The following is a 13296-nucleotide window of genomic DNA, read 5'->3' as shown; positions in this document are numbered from 1 at the left end:
CGCCACTACACGAGGCTGTCGCGCCAGGCCCGGTGCAGGTCGGCGAACCGGCCCGTGCCCGCGACGAGTTCGGCGGGTGTGCCGTCCTCGACGACCCGCCCGTGCTCCATCACCAGCACCCGGTCGGCGATCGCCACCGTCGACAGCCGGTGCGCGATGACCACCGCCGTACGCCCCCGCAGGACCGTCGACATGGCGCGCTGAACGGCCCGTTCGCCCGGGATGTCCAGGGAACTGGTCGCCTCGTCGAGGATCAGGACGGCCGGGTCGGCGAGCAGGGCCCGTGCGAAGGCCACGAGTTGACGCTGGCCCGCGGAGATCCGGCCGCCGCGCTTGCGTACGTCCGTGTCGTAGCCGTCGGGCAGGGCGCTGATGAAGTCGTGCGCGCCGATCGCCTTCGCCGCCTGCTCGATCTCCTCGCGGGACGCCTCGGGGCGGCCGATCGCGATGTTCTCGGCGACCGTGCCCGAGAACAGGAACGCCTCCTGGGTCACCATCACCACCCCGCGCCGCAGTTCGGGCACCGGCAGCTCGCGCAGATCGACGCCGTCGAGCAGGACCCGGCCCTCGGTGGGGTCGTAGAACCGGGCCAGGAGTTTGGCCAGTGTCGACTTGCCGGCGCCGGTCGAGCCGACCACGGCCACCGTCTGTCCGGCGGGCAGCGTGAGCGAGAAGGAGGGCAGGACCTCCCCGCCGGTGCGGTACGCGAAGCGGACCTCGTCGAACACGACCTCGCGGCCGGGGTGTTCGGAGGCGAGGGCGGGCAGCTGCCGGGGCACGGACGGCTCCGGCACGGACGGCGTCTGGGCCAGCAGACCGGCGATCTTCTCCAGCGAGGCCGCGGCGGACTGGTAGGAGTTCAGGAACATGCCGAGGCGGTCGATGGGGTCGTAGAGCCGGCGCAGATAGAGGACCGACGCGGCGAGCACACCGAGCGCCAGCGAACCCGACGCCACCCGGTGGGCGCCCCACAGCACGATGCCCGCGACCGCCGTGTTGGCGACGAGCCGGGAGCCCACGACATAGCGGGCCATCTCCAGCAGGGCGTCGCCGTTCGTCCTCTCGTGCCGCCGGTTGAGCACCCCGAACTCGGCCTCGTTGGCGGCCTCCCGGCGGAAAGCGCGCACCGGCCGGATGCCGTTCATCGTCTCCGCGAACTTCACGATCACCGCGGCGATCGTCGTCGAGCGGATCGCGAAGATCCGGCCCGCGCGGCGCTGGTAGCGGCGGATGAGCAGATACAGCGGCACGAAGGAGACCACCGCGACCGCGCCCAGGCCGGCGTCCAGCCAGAGCAGCATCGCCGAGATGTAGACGAAGGACAGGATGACGGTGACGAGTTCCTGGAGCCCCTCGCTGAGCAGTTCGCGCAGCGACTCGACGTCCGTCGTGGAGCGGGAGATCAGCCGGCCCGAGGTGTAGCGCTCGTGGAAGTCGATGCTGAGCGCCTGGGCGTGCCGGAAGATCCGCCCGCGCAGATCGAGCAGCACGTCCTGGTTGACCCGGGCCGAGGCGATGATGAAGGCGTACTGGAGGCCGCCGGAGGCCGCCGCACACAGCAGGTAGGCGACGCCCACGGCGATCAGCGGCCCGTGGTCGTCCTGCCGGAAGGCCGGTACGGCACGGTCGATGGCGTACGCCACCAGCAGCGGGCCCACCTGCACGGCGGCCTGCTGGAGCAGCAGCAGAACGGTGGTCACGGCGACCCGGGCCCGGAGCGGGGCGAGCAGGGAGCGCAGCAGCGTCGCGGTCGCGCCCGGGGGAGTGGGCAGGGTGTCGTGGTCGAAGGGGTCCTCGTACGGCGCGGGTTCCGGTGCCGCCCGGCCCTTTCGGCGCGGACCGCCCGGTCCGTCGTCCGGGCCGGTGCCGGTGCCGGCGTCGGTGTGGGTGCCGCTGCCGGTTCCGTCGTTCCGGCCCGCGTCCGGTCCGCCGCTTCGGCCGCTGTCCGTTCCCTCACCGGGACCCGTTCCGGTTCCTCCGTCCGGTTCCTCGTTCGGTTCCTTGTCCGGTGCGGTGGTCGTGGGCGCCGCCGTCATCGGTCGTCCTCCTCTGCACCCGACATCAGGTGGGCGTATTCGGCATGGGTGCGCAGCAGTTCGTGGTGGGTGCCGACCGCCGCGATCCGGCCGTCGGAGATCAGGGCCACCCGGTCGGCCAGCAGGACCGTGGACGGGCGGTGCGCCACGATCAGCGCGGTCGTCTCCGCCAGCACCCGGCGCAGCGCGGCCTCGACCGCCGCCTCGGTGTGCACGTCCAGCGCCGACAGCGGGTCGTCGAGCACGAGGAAGCGGGGCCGGCCGACCACCGCGCGGGCCAGCGCGAGCCGTTGCCGCTGCCCGCCGGAGAGGCTGAGGCCCTGTTCGCCGACCTGCGTCCCCGTGCCCTGGGGCAGCGTGTGCGCGAAGTCGGCCTGCGCGACGGAGAGGGCGCGGTCCAGCTCCGCGCGGCCGGCGGTCTCGGGCGCGCCCATCAGGACGTTCTCGCCGACCGTGGCCGAGAAGAGGGTGGGTTCCTCGAAGGCGACGGCGACGAGTTCGCGCAGCTCCTCGCGGGGCATCCCGGTGATGTCCCGGCCGTCCAGGGTGATCCGGCCGGAGGTCACCTCGTGCAGGCGGGGGACGAGCGCGGTGAGGGTGGTCTTGCCGGTGCCGGTGGCGCCGACGAGCGCCATGCTCTCGCCGGGGCGGACGTGCAGGTCGATGCGGGCCAGCACCGGGGGAGTGTCCGCGGGGGCGTCGGGATAGCGGAACTCGACGCCGTGGAACCGCAGTCCGCCCTCGCCGTCGCCTCCTTCGGCCGTGAGCGCGGTGGCCGCGCCGTCCGACTCCGGCGTCGCGTTCATGACCTCGAAGTACCGCTCCGTGGCCGTCCCGGCCTCCTGGCTCATCGCGAGGAGGAAGCCGATCGAGTCGACGGGCCAGCGCAGGGCGAGCGCGGTCGACAGGAACGCGACCAGCGTGCCGGCGGAGAGACGGCCGTCGGCGACCTGGACCGTGCCGAGGACGAGGGCGGCGCCGATGGCGAACTCGGGCAGGGTGACGATGACGCCCCAGATGGAGGCGAGCAGCCGGGCCTTGACCAGTTCCGTGCCGCGCAGGGTCCGGGACAGCTCGCGGAACGCGCGCGCCTGGCTGCGATGGCGCCCGAACCCCTTGATGATCCGGATGCCGAGCACACTCTCCTCGACCACCGTCGTCAGGTCGCCGACCTGGTCCTGCGCCCGCCGCGCCACCTCCGAGTAGCGCCGCTCGAACAACCAGCAGACGATCATGACGGGGACGGCGGGGGCGAGGAGCACCAGCCCGAGGGTCCATTGCTGGGCCAGCATGATGGCGATGCCCGCGGTGATCGTCACGGTGTTCACCAGCAGGAAGGTCAGCGGGAACGCCAGGAACATGCGGACCAGCATCAGATCGGTGGTCGCCCGGGAGAGCAGCTGGCCCGAGGCCCAGCGGTCGTGGAAGGCGACCGGCAGACGCTGCAGATGCCGGTACAGATCGGCCCGCATCGCCGCCTCGACACCGGCCAGCGGGCGGGCCACCAGCCATCGGCGCAGCCCGAACAGAACGGCTTCGGCGATACCGAGCAGCAGCAGATACAGCGCCCCGAGCCAGACACCCGCCGGATCGTGCCCGGTGACCGGGCCGTCCACCATCCACTTCAGGATCAGCGGGAACACCAGCGCCAGACAGGATGCGACCACCGCGACGAACGCCGCGCAGAACAGCCGCGCCCGCACCGGGCGTACATACGGCCACAGGCGCAGCAGGCTGCGTACGGTCGAACGGTCGGGGTGGTCCGGGGCGGCTGCATCGGATGTGGTCATCATCAGCGAGCCTACGTTTCACCACTGACAGTGCCCACCGAGTTTTTGGGCGCACCTGAATCGTTCGAAGCGCTCCGGGGGCGGACGTCCGTCGGACTCCCGGAGCGGGCGTCCGACGGGTCGTACCGCCGCATCGGCCGATCGGCCGATGTCGCCTCGGGAGGGCGCGCGCCCGCCCCCGAGGGGCCGCGCCCCCAGCCCGCCCCTCCGCGGGGCCGCGCCCTCAGTGGACCCTGAGCAGCAGCACCGACCGCGCCGGCACCGTGATCGCCGTGCCCGCCCGGTGCGTGAGCGCGGGTGCCGCCGTCTGATCCTCGCGCGAGGTGTCCACGACCACCTCGTACGCCGCGGCCCAGGGCGCCCCCGGCAGGTCGAAGGAGGCCGGCCGGTCCCCGGCGTGCAGCACGGCGAGGAAGCTGTCGTCGACGACCGGGGCGCCCCGCGCGTCCCGTCCGGGGATGTCCCGGCCGGACAGATACATGCCGAGGGTCGCGGCGGGCGCGTACCAGTCCCGTTCCGTCATCTCGGTGCCCCGCGCGGTGAACCAGGCCAGATCCCGCAGTCCGTCGGCCGAGTGCGCCCGCCCGGAGAAGAAGGCCCGGCGGCGCAGCACGGGATGCGCGTGGCGCAGCGCGATCAGACGGGACGTCAGTTCGAACAGCGCCCGCCAGCCGGGGTCGTCCAGCAGCGACCAGTCGACCCAGCTGATCTCGTTGTCCTGGCAGTAGGCGTTGTTGTTGCCCCGCTGGGTGCGCCCGAACTCGTCCCCGGCGACCAGCATCGGCACCCCCGTCGACAGCAGCAGCGTCGTCAGCAGGTTCCTCAACTGGCGCCGTCGCAGGGCCCGCAGGCCGTCGTCCGCGCTCTCGCCCTCCGTCCCGCCGTTCCAGGCCCGGTTGTCGTCGGTGCCGTCCCGGTTGCCCTCGCCGTTCGCCTCGTTGTGCTTGCGCTCGTACGACACGAGGTCGCGCAGGGTGAAACCGTCGTGCGCGGTCACGAAGTTGACGGAGGCGTACGGGCGCCGGCCGCCCCACGCGTACAGGTCGCTCGACCCGGACAGGCGGTAGCCCAGATCCCGTACGTCGGGCAGCGCCCCGCGCCAGAAGTCCCGGACGGCGTTGCGGTAGCGGTCGTTCCACTCCGTCCACAGGGGCGGGAAGGCGCCGACCTGATAGCCGCCGGAGCCGACGTCCCACGGTTCGGCGATCAGCTTGACCCGGCGCAGCACGGGATCCTGGGCGATGACGGCGAGGAACGGCGACAGCATGTCGACGTCGTGCATGGACCGGGCGAGCGCGGCCGCCAGGTCGAAGCGGAAACCGTCGACGCCCATCTCGGTGACCCAGTACCGCAGCGAGTCCGTGATCAGCCGCAGCACCTGCGGCTGCACGACGTGCAGGGTGTTGCCGCAGCCCGTGTAGTCCGTGTAGCGGCGGGCGTCCGACTGGAGCCGGTAGTACCCCCGGTTGTCGATGCCGCGCAGCGACAGCATCGGGCCCAGTTCGCCGGCCTCCGCGGTGTGGTTGTAGACGACGTCGAGGATGACCTCGATCCCCGCCGCGTGCAGCGCGCGCACCATCCGCTTGAACTCGCCGACCTGCTCGCCCCTCGTGCCGGAGGCGGCGTAGCCCGCGTGCGGGGCGAAGTAGCCGATCGAGTTGTAGCCCCAGTAGTTCTTCAGGCCCCGGCGCAGCAGGTGGTCCTCGTGCGCGAACTGGTGCACCGGCAGCAGCTCCACCGCCGTCACCCCGAGGTTCACCAGGTGCTCGATGGCCGCCGGGTGCGCCAGTCCGGCGTACGTGCCGCGCAGTTCCTCGGGGATCGAGGGGTGCAGACGGGTGAATCCGCGCACGTGCAGTTCGTAGATGACCGAGTCCGCCCACGGGGTCTTGGGGCGGTGGTCGTCCGACCAGTCGTCGTCGTCCTGCACGACGACGCCCTTGGGGACGAGGGGCGCCGAGTCGCGGTCGTCGCGCACGGTGTCGGCGACCTGCTGCTGCGGCCAGTCGCGGACATGGCCGTACACCTCGGGCGGCAGGGTGAAGTCGCCGTCCACGGCACGGGCGTACGGGTCCAGGAGCAGCTTCGCCGGGTTCCAGCGGGCGCCGGTCCACGGGTCCCAGCGGCCGTGCACCCGAAAGCCGTAGCGGCGGCCGGGGAGCACACCGGGGACGAAGCCGTGCCAGATCTCGTGGGTGAGTTCGGTGAGCGGGACGCGGGTCTCGACGCCCTCCTCGTCGAAGAGGCACAGGTCGACGGCCTCCGCGCCGCCCGCCCACAGGGCGAAGTTGGTGCCCGTGGTGCCGTCGGGGCCGACCCGGAAGCGTGCTCCGAGCGGGGTCGGGGCACCCGGCCATACAGCGACGGGAGGCGCCGCGGGGCGCCGTGAGCCGTTCAGCGCGGGAGCGGCCGGCTCCACCGCCGGGTCCGCGGGCGCCGGCACGGCGGCGGGCGGTGCGGCGGCGGGCGGCCCCGCCGGGTCCGTGACGGTCTGCGCGGGCAGCCCGCCGCCCGCGGCGCGTCCCTCGTGGACCGCCTCCTGCTCGGGTGCGCTCGACACCGGTCAGCCTCCCACGGCTCGTGGAACGGCACGGAAAAGGGTGCACGGCGTCCCGGCCGCGGCTCCTTGGCGCGTCGTCCTCCCCACTGTTCTGCCCAGAGCGTGGCTCGCACTCACGTTTCCCCGGAGGGGCGGCGTCGTTGGGTCCCTTGTGAAGCACGTACACACGCGCGCGCGGCGCGCAGGGGCCGCGCTGGCCACCGTACTGACCTGGGCCGGTCTGCTGGCCGGAGCCTCCAGCTGCACCTCCGGCGGAATCTCGGACGGGATCGGGGAGGCGTTCGGCAAACCACGGTCGCCGAAGGACGTCATCCACGTCTCGCCCGACGACAACACCAAGGGCGTACGGCCGCGGGAGGCACTGCTGGTACGGGTGCCCGGCGGTCGCCTGGAGTCCGTGAAGGTGGTCAAGTCCCAGGACGCCCGGGAGTCACCCGTACCGGGACACATCAGCGACGACGGCCTGTCCTGGAGACCGGACGACGCGCGGCTCGCCCTGGCCGCCAAGTACACCGTGGACGCGGTGGCCCTGGACGGCGGCGGGCACCGCTCGGCCCGGCACACCACGTTCACCACGGCCGTCCCCGACGAGCGGTTCATCGGGTACGTCACCCCGGAGGACCGCTCCGTCGTCGGCACCGGGATGATCGTCTCCCTGGAGTTCAACCGGGAGATCGAGAACCGGGCCGCCGTCGAACGCGCCATCCGCGTCGAGGCGCGGCCCGCGGTCGAGATCCGCGCGCACTGGTTCGGCGGCGGACGCGTCGACTTCCGTCCCGAGCGCTACTGGAAGCCGGGCACGAAGGTCACCGTGGCGCTGCGGCTGCGCGACGTCGAAGGGGCACCCGGCGTGTACGGACTCCAGTCCAGGACCTTCTCGTTCACCGTCGGCCGCGACCAGACGTCCCTCGTCGACGCCCGCGCCCACACCATGGAGGTACGCCGTGAAGGCAACCTCCTCGCCACGGTGCCGATCACGGCCGGGGCGCCGAAGACGACGACGTACAACGGGAAGATGGTCGTCACCGAGATGCTCGAGGTGACCCGGATGAACAGCCGGACCGTCGGTTTCGGCGGCGAGTACGACATCCCCGACGTCCCGCACGCGATGCGCCTGACCGACTCCGGAACCTTCCTGCACGGCAACTACTGGGCGCCGGACGCCTTCGGCAACACCAACGTGAGCCACGGCTGCGTGGGGCTGCGGGACGTGAAGGGCGGCAGCTCCGACACCCCGGCGGGCTGGTTCTTCGACCGCAGCCTCATCGGGGACGTCGTCGAGGTCGTCCACAGCAAGGACAAGAAGGTGGCCCCCGACAACGGACTCGGCGGCTGGAACATGGGCTGGAAGGAGTGGAAGGCCGGCAGCGCAGTCGACTGATCTTCGCTCCCCGGTGCAACCATCTTCGCGGTCGATGGTCCAAGTTGCGACTGAACGGTGACATTGACCTGACACGGAGCTCAAAACCGTGAGGTTAATATGCGCCAGTGATCGCGCGGGACGCGCTGGGGTGGGGGCCTGATCAGGCCTTGCGAGGGGAGAAAGACTGTGAACGTGCGACCGGTATCGTGGGCGTCGGCAGGTGGACGCTCACGCGGCCGCAACAAGCGGTGGGCGGTGATCGTCGGCGGTGCGCTGCTGGCCGTCACGGCCTGCGGCGGGGGCGGGGGAACGGACTCGGGGTCCGGAGGGAAGGACAAGGACGGCAAGGGCAGCACCACCGCGGAGAGCAAGCAGTCGGTGGCCGTCGTCACGATCGCGCCGAAGGCCGGTGCCAAGGACGTCGACACCAGCGGCACCCTCAAGGTCACGGCCAGTAAGGGCAAACTGACCGAGGTCACCGTCAAGGACGACGAGGGCACGAAGGTCGACGGCGAGATATCGGCCGACGGCAGCGGCTGGACGGCCGCCACGCACCTCGCGGCGTCCACCAAGTACCAGGTGCACGCGGTCGCGAAGGACTCCGAGGGCCGCACGGCGGCGGAGGACTCGTCCTTCACGACGCTGAGCCCGCGGAACACCTTCACCGGCAACTTCACGCCCGAGGACGGCTCCAAGGTCGGCGTCGGCATGCCGTTCTCGGTCCGTTTCACCCGGGGCATCACCAAGCCGGACGACGTCGAGAAGGCCATCAAGATCACGACCGAGCCGGCCGTCGACGTCCAGGGCCACTGGTTCGGCAACGACCGCCTCGACTTCCGGCCCGAGAAGTACTGGAAGGCCGGTACCAAGGTCACCGTGAAGCTGAACCTCGACGGCGTCGAGGGCCGCAAGGGCGTCTATGGCAAGCAGGCCAAGACCGTCTCCTTCACCATCGGCCGCGACCAGGTGTCCGTCGTGGACGCCAAGAAGCACACGATGAAGGTCATGCAGGAGGGCAAGGTCGTCAAGACCATCCCGGTGACCACCGGCAAGCCCGGCTACGCCACCTGGAACGGCCAGATGGTCATCAGCGAGAAGTTCACCGTGACCCGGATGAACGGCGACACGGTCGGCTACGACGGCGAGTACGACATCAAGGACGTCCCGCACGCCATGCGCCTGACCAACTCCGGCACCTTCGTGCACGGCAACTACTGGGGCGGCGGCGCCTTCGGCAACTACAACGCCAGCCACGGCTGCATCGGCCTGCGGGACGTGCGCGGCGGCTACGACAGCGGTGTGCCGGCCGCCTGGTTCTTCAACCACTCGATGGTCGGTGACGTGGTGGTCGTGAAGAACTCCACCGACCCGACGGTCGACCCGGCCAACGGCCTCAACGGCTGGAACATCTCCTGGGCGGACTGGACCAAGTGATCTCGCAGGACAGGAGCGCGTGAGGACCGAGGACCGGACCGCGTGACGGCTTTCGCCCGGCTCGCGTGACCGTTTCCGGCCCCGTCGCCCGACCGCTCCCCACCGGGCCGGGTGTGCTGTGACTCAGCACACCCGGCCCGTTGCCGTTAACGGCCACTAACCTGCTTCCATGACTGTGCATCTCGAAGTGGCCGAAGGCGTGGGCACCATCCGCCTGGACCGCCCTCCCATGAACGCCCTGGACGTGGCGACGCAGGACCGTCTCAAGGAGCTGGCCGAGGAGGCCACGATCCGGCCGGACGTCCGCGCCGTGGTGCTGTACGGCGGGGAGAAGGTGTTCGCGGCGGGCGCGGACATCAAGGAGATGCAGGCCATGGACCACGCCGCGATGGTCGTGCGGTCCCGGGCCCTGCAGGACTCCTTCACCGCCGTCGCCCGCATCCCCAAGCCCGTCGTCGCCGCCGTCACCGGATACGCGCTCGGCGGCGGCTGTGAACTGGCCCTGTGCGCCGACTACCGCATCGCCGGGGACAACGCCAAGCTGGGCCAGCCCGAGATCCTGCTCGGCCTGATCCCCGGCGCCGGCGGTACCCAGCGCCTGTCCCGGCTGATCGGCCCCTCCAAGGCCAAGGACCTCATCTTCACCGGCCGCATGGTCAAGGCCGACGAGGCCCTCGCGCTCGGCCTGGTCGACCGGGTCGTCCCCGCCGCCGACGTCTACACCGAGGCACACGCCTGGGCCGCCCGGCTCGCGCAGGGCCCGGCCATCGCGCTGCGCGCCGCGAAGGAGTCCATCGACGCGGGTCTGGAGACGGACATCGAGACCGGGCTGACCATCGAGCGGAACTGGTTCGCGGGCCTGTTCGCGACGGAGGACCGCGAGCGGGGCATGCGGAGCTTCGTGGAAGAGGGCCCCGGCAAGGCGAAGTTCCTCTGAGCCTCCGCCGCGTCACCGCCGGTCCCCTCGCGGTTGACGCGGTGTCATAACCGCGTCCCTCGATGGGGCGCTTTATCCCTGGCTTAAGACAGCCTTAAGCCCACCTTGTCGAGAGGCGGCGGCGATTGCCCCCGACCGGCCTGTTCCGGCAGGTCGGACGGGCTCCCGTCGCCTCCGAACTGCCCTTGGCATATGCCGATCGAATAGTGTGGAATGTCGCGTTCCGGGGGGCCTATTCCTTCGGAACGGCCCCGGAGCGGGCGCCGGGCGGCCATGATGGGGGGCATGGCGGGGCTGGAGGGTATGGAACAGCCGCGGCGGCACGGAAGTGCGACCGCGGCGCGCTGGACGCCTGCGGTCGAGGACGAACGAGCGCTCAAGGCGCTGGAGTTGTTCGGCAATCCGACCGAGTCGGAGGTGCTGCTGCCGTCCCGCCCGGAGTCCGCGGCCACCGCGCGGCGGCTCACCCAGGTCGTGGTCCTGCGGCACTGGGGCCTGTCCCCGAAGATGACCGAGGACGCGGTCTTACTCGTCTCCGAACTCGTGGGCAACGCCGTACGGCACACCGGCGCCCGCGTCTTCGGACTCCGCACGCGCCGCCGCCGCGGCTGGATCCGTATCGAGGTCCGTGACCCCTCCCGCGGCCTTCCCTGTCTCATGCCGGTCCAGGAACTGGACCTGAGCGGCCGGGGCCTCTTCCTCGTCGACAAGCTCTCCGACCGCTGGGGTGTCGACCTGCTGCCCCGCGGCAAGACCACCTGGTTCGAAATGCGCGTCGCCGACCGCTGACCCGCTTCCGGCCGCCGCTCCGTTTCCGGCCGTCGGCCCTTCCTCCGGGCGCGCATAAGCCCCGGCCGCGTGGCAGCCGGGGCTTGCGGGGTGACGCGGAACGAATTGGGGTGTGAACCGCGCCACCGGCGACAACCGTGGCCCGGGTCAATGGGTGGAGGTCGCACCGCGACTATCGCAGACCCGGTCGGTTGATCCAAAACAGAGGGCGCCGCTCCGCCCCTGGGTCCCGCGGCCCCGTACGGCCCGTACGCGCACGCCGCGAGGCGACCCGCACCACCACCCAGTCGGACCAATCGCCGGTTTTTCGGCTGATTCACCCTTAAATGGTCCGGTGACCACGTCCGCCGAAGACCACGCAGCCCCCGCCCCGCCCCGGCGCGCTGCCCTGCTCACGGGACTCGCGCTCACCGCAGGAACCCTCGCCGCCGGAGCGACCGCCGGCTGTTCCGCCCCGCGAACCAGCCGGCCCCACGACCTCACGACACCTCCGGCCGCGCCCAGCGCGCCCCCCGCCACGGCGACCCGCGGAGCCTCCGCGCTCGCCCCCGCACCCCGCCGCTACCCCGGCCGACCCGCCGAGATCACCCACGGCCCCCGCACCCACCCGTCCAGAGTGGCCCTCACCTTCCACGGCCAAGGCGACCCCGCCGTGGCGAAGGCGCTTCTCGGCGAAGCGGAGAAGGCGGGCGCCCGGGTCACCGTCCTCGCCGTCGGCACCTGGCTGGACGAGCACCCGGACATCGCCCGCCGCATCCTCGACGGCGGCCACGACCTCGGCAACCACACCCTGCGTCATCTCGACATCAACGCGATGACGGAGACGGAGGCGGCGGCGGAGATCCGGGGCTGCGCGGACCGCCTCAGGCGGCTCACCGGCTCGATCGGCACCTGGTTCCGGCCCTCCCGCAGCCCCCGGGCCTCCCCCCTGGTCCAACGCCTCGCCCGCGACGCGGGCTACCCGCACACGCTCTCCTACGACGTCGACTCCCTCGACTACACCTCGCCGGGAGCCACCGCCGTCACCCGCAAGGTACTGGCCGAGGTCCGGCCCGGCTCCGTCGTGAGCCTGCACTTCGGATACGCCGGCACGGTCGCCGCCCTCCCCGGCCTTCTGCACGAACTCGACCGCCGCGGCCTCGGCGCGGTCACCACCACGGAGCTGCTGAGCTGATGCTGACGCCACCCTCCTCCCCACGCCGCGTGCTGATCGCTGGCGCCGCCCTCACCGCGCTGGCCCTCCTCGCGGGCTGCGGCGGTTCCTCCCAGGACCACGCCGACCGGACGCACAGCACCACCAAGGCGGCCGTCCGGCCCGCCCCGGTGAAGAAACCGGTCGTCCAGGGACTGCCCGGCATGCCCCCCTTGCTGGACCCCGCGGACGTCTACGCCGCCGACCGCCCGAACCGGCTCTCCCCGGTGGTCAAGGACTTCCCGTCCCGCGTCTACGTGCCCAACACCAACTCCAACACGGTCACGGTCATCGACCCGAAGACGTACAAGGTCATCGAGACGATCCCGGTCGGTGTCCAGCCCCAGCACGTCGTCCCCTCCTGGGACCTGAAGACCCTGTGGGTCAACAACGACCGGGGCAACACCCTCACCCCCATCGACCCGAAGACCGGCAAGGCGGGCAAGCCGGTCGACGTGCACGACCCGTACAACCTCTACTTCACGCCCGACGGCAAGTACGCGATCGTGATGGCCTCCCTCGACCGCGAACTCGTCTTCCGTGACGCGCACACCATGAACACCGTCAAGGCGGAGCCGGTCAGCTGCTACGGCGTCAACCACGCCGACTTCTCCCCGGACGGCCGCTACTTCATCGTCTCCTGCGAGTTCAGCGGTGAACTCCTGAAGGTCGACACCGAGCGGATGAAGGTGATCGGCCAGCAGAGGCTGCCGTTCCACGGGGCGATGCCGCAGGACGTGAAGATCTCACCGGACGGCAAGAAGTTCTACATCGCCGACATGATGGCCAACGGCGTATGGATCCTCGACGGCGACAAGTTCACCGAACCGACCCTGCTGCACACGGGCAAGGGCGCCCACGGACTGTACGTCAGCCGGGACTCGCGCGAGATGTACATCTCCAACCGCGGCGAGGGCACCATCTCCATCTTCGACTTCACGCAGAACCGCCTCACCAAGAAGTGGCGCCTGCCCGACGGAGGCAGCCCCGACATGGGCGGCGTCTCGGTGGACGGCAAGGTCCTGTGGCTCTCCGGCCGGTACAACTCGGAGGTGTACGCCCTCGACACCCGCACCGGCGACCAGATCGCCCGTATCCCGGTCGGCAGCGGTCCGCACGGCCTCGCCGTCTACCCCCAGCCCGGCCGCTACTCGCTCGGCCACACCGGCATCTTCCGCTGACCCGGTCGGCGGGG

At 71.4% G+C, this 13296-nt stretch carries 9 protein-coding genes; 6 read left to right on the top strand and 3 right to left on the bottom strand.

What is annotated here, in order from left to right:
• Positions 1-5: 5 nt before the first annotated feature.
• The 3 genes from OG780_RS13590 to glgX form a co-directional block, all read right to left on the bottom strand.
• On the bottom strand, positions 6-2036 hold the full coding sequence (locus tag OG780_RS13590) for an ABC transporter ATP-binding protein (protein WP_328447969.1): 2031 nt from the start codon (positions 2034-2036) through the stop codon (positions 6-8).
• Positions 2033-3826: an ABC transporter ATP-binding protein gene (locus OG780_RS13585; RefSeq protein ID WP_328447967.1), complete on the bottom strand. Its 1794-nt coding sequence runs from the start codon at positions 3824-3826 to the stop codon at positions 2033-2035. Before OG780_RS13585 ends, OG780_RS13590 begins: the two co-directional genes overlap by 4 nt.
• A 223-nt stretch (positions 3827-4049) precedes the next feature.
• Positions 4050-6386 (bottom strand): glycogen debranching protein GlgX, encoded by a 2337-nt coding sequence (gene glgX, locus OG780_RS13580; protein ID WP_443062156.1) that lies wholly within the window; start codon positions 6384-6386, stop codon positions 4050-4052.
• A gap of 151 nt (positions 6387-6537) precedes the next feature.
• On the opposite strand from glgX, the gene OG780_RS13575 reads away from it, so the two are divergent.
• The 6 genes from OG780_RS13575 (at position 6538) to OG780_RS13550 (ending at position 13282) form a co-directional block, all read left to right on the top strand.
• On the top strand, positions 6538-7767 hold the full coding sequence (locus OG780_RS13575; protein ID WP_328447965.1) for a L,D-transpeptidase: 1230 nt from the start codon (positions 6538-6540) through the stop codon (positions 7765-7767).
• A 168-nt stretch (positions 7768-7935) separates the two neighbouring features.
• Positions 7936-9183, top strand: a complete 1248-nt coding sequence (locus OG780_RS13570) for a L,D-transpeptidase (RefSeq protein ID WP_328447963.1) — start codon at positions 7936-7938, stop codon at positions 9181-9183.
• A gap of 169 nt (positions 9184-9352) precedes the next feature.
• Complete coding sequence (locus tag OG780_RS13565; protein ID WP_326785412.1) at positions 9353-10120, top strand: enoyl-CoA hydratase/isomerase family protein; 768 nt, start codon at positions 9353-9355, stop codon at positions 10118-10120.
• A gap of 285 nt (positions 10121-10405) precedes the next feature.
• Positions 10406-10909 carry an ATP-binding protein gene (locus tag OG780_RS13560; protein ID WP_326785411.1) on the top strand — a complete coding sequence of 168 codons (504 nt, stop codon included), beginning with the start codon at positions 10406-10408 and terminating at the stop codon, positions 10907-10909.
• A gap of 334 nt (positions 10910-11243) precedes the next feature.
• Positions 11244-12083: a polysaccharide deacetylase family protein gene (locus OG780_RS13555; RefSeq protein WP_443062155.1), complete on the top strand. Its 840-nt coding sequence runs from the start codon at positions 11244-11246 to the stop codon at positions 12081-12083.
• On the top strand, positions 12083-13282 hold the full coding sequence (locus tag OG780_RS13550; protein WP_328447959.1) for a YncE family protein: 1200 nt from the start codon (positions 12083-12085) through the stop codon (positions 13280-13282). Before OG780_RS13555 ends, OG780_RS13550 begins: the two co-directional genes overlap by 1 nt.
• Positions 13283-13296 lie beyond the last annotated feature (14 nt).

The organism is Streptomyces sp. NBC_00386, assembly GCF_036063235.1.
GTDB lineage: Bacteria > Actinomycetota > Actinomycetes > Streptomycetales > Streptomycetaceae > Streptomyces.
Note: the sequence above shows the minus strand (reverse complement) of the source record. Positions and strands in the feature narration are given on the sequence as shown.

Bases quoted from the DNA above. Each gene is read 5' to 3' on its own strand.
- OG780_RS13585 (WP_328447967.1), bottom strand. From the start codon at position 3,826: ATGACCACATCCGATGCAGCCGCCCCGGACCACCCCGACCGTTCGACC.
- OG780_RS13550 (WP_328447959.1), top strand. From the start codon at position 12,083: ATGCTGACGCCACCCTCCTCCCCACGCCGCGTGCTGATCGCTGGCGCC.
- OG780_RS13590 (WP_328447969.1), bottom strand. From the start codon at position 2,036: ATGACGGCGGCGCCCACGACCACCGCACCGGACAAGGAACCGAACGAG.
- OG780_RS13565 (WP_326785412.1), top strand. From the start codon at position 9,353: ATGACTGTGCATCTCGAAGTGGCCGAAGGCGTGGGCACCATCCGCCTG.
- OG780_RS13560 (WP_326785411.1), top strand. From the start codon at position 10,406: ATGGCGGGGCTGGAGGGTATGGAACAGCCGCGGCGGCACGGAAGTGCG.